This is a genomic window from Acinetobacter sp. YH01019 (assembly GCF_013420285.1).
Classification (GTDB): Bacteria; Pseudomonadota; Gammaproteobacteria; order Pseudomonadales; family Moraxellaceae; genus Acinetobacter; species Acinetobacter gandensis.
This window is the reverse complement of record NZ_VOYM01000184.1, coordinates 1-1306: the sequence shown is the minus strand read 5'-3', so window position 1 is coordinate 1306 and position 1306 is coordinate 1. Positions and strand designations below refer to the sequence as shown.

General features: G+C 41.0%; 1 protein-coding gene. It reads left to right on the top strand.

Going from position 1 to position 1306, the window contains the following annotated elements; all coding sequences use genetic code 11:
• Window positions 1-232: 232 nt before the first annotated feature.
• On the top strand, window positions 233-1138 hold the full coding sequence (gene htpX / locus FTT84_RS17835; RefSeq protein ID WP_067763362.1) for a protease HtpX: 906 nt from the start codon (window positions 233-235) through the stop codon (window positions 1136-1138).
• The last annotated feature ends 168 nt before the right edge of the window (window positions 1139-1306 follow it).

Below are 1306 nucleotides of genomic sequence, written 5' to 3'. Positions count from 1 at the left end.
AAAATGTTTTCTAACTTAGACCAGTGTTGATCAGTCAACATTGTACGAGGCATAGCGAGGAGTAGATTTGGTTTGGCGATTAAATTCTACTTTCTCGCTATTTTTTTTGCACAGTAAATGTCAACAGCCCCTAATTTTTCCTTGAAATTTTAGGACTTTCACCTCATATTGGCTTTAATGATTTTTTAATTTGTAAATCAGATTATTTTTTTATAATAAGAGGATTTCCCCAATGATGCGGATTGGTTTGTTCTTGCTAACCAACCTCGCGGTACTGGTTGTAGCTGGCATAATCTTGTCACTCTTCGGTGTCGGTAGTTACCATGGTGCTGGTGGCCTAAACTTAGGCAACTTGCTAGTAATCTGTTTTGTGTTCGGTATGGTGGGTTCAATGATCTCACTATTCATGTCGAAATGGATGGCGAAAAAAACCACTGGTACAGAGCTGATTGACCCTAATGCACCACGTAACCAAGCAGAAGCATGGTTATTAAACGAAGTTGCGCAACTTGCTCAACGTTCTGGTATTAAAATGCCAGAAGTAGGTATTTTCCCTTCGTATCAGTCAAATGCCTTTGCAACAGGCTGGAATAAAAACGATGCGCTTGTAGCTGTGTCTACAGGTTTGCTTGAACGTATGAACAAAGATGAACTACGTGCAGTTCTTGCCCACGAAATTGGTCACGTTGCTAATGGCGACATGGTGACTTTGGCGCTGGTACAAGGTGTAGTCAACGCCTTTGTTATGTTCTTCGCACGTGTTGCAGGTGATTTCATTGACCGCAATGTTTTTGGTCGTGAAGAAGGTGAAGCACCGGGTATCGCATATTTTGTGATTACGATTGTACTAGATATTGTCTTCGGTATCGCCGCGTCTGCCATTGTAATGTGGTTCTCTCGCTACCGTGAATACCGCGCCGACGAAGCTGGTGCGCGTCTAGCTGGTAAACAAGCGATGATTTCTGCTTTATTACGTTTACAAGCAGAATCTGAAATGCCAGATCAAATGCCTAAAGAAATGAAAGCGTTTGCGATTTCTGCGGGTCAAGAACAAGGTTTCAGCTTAGCTGCCTTATTCCAGACTCACCCAACGATTGAGCAACGTGTAGCTGCATTACAACAATTAGATTGCCCATAAGCAACTAAAAGTTCAAACAGCAATAAAAAGCCTCCACATGGAGTAATGCCAGTCAGTTAAGCAAAAAAAGTTAAAATGCTGTAAAAAGAGCGTATGTAAATACGCTCTTTTTTTATGAATTTATCTCAGAATCTAGATTTAACATTAAAACAAACCCTACCTTCACTT

What these genes read in the sequence shown, in the direction of transcription:
- htpX (WP_067763362.1), top strand. Translation starts at nt 233, where the DNA reads ATGATGCGGATTGGTTTGTTCTTGCTAACCAACCTCGCGGTACTGGTT.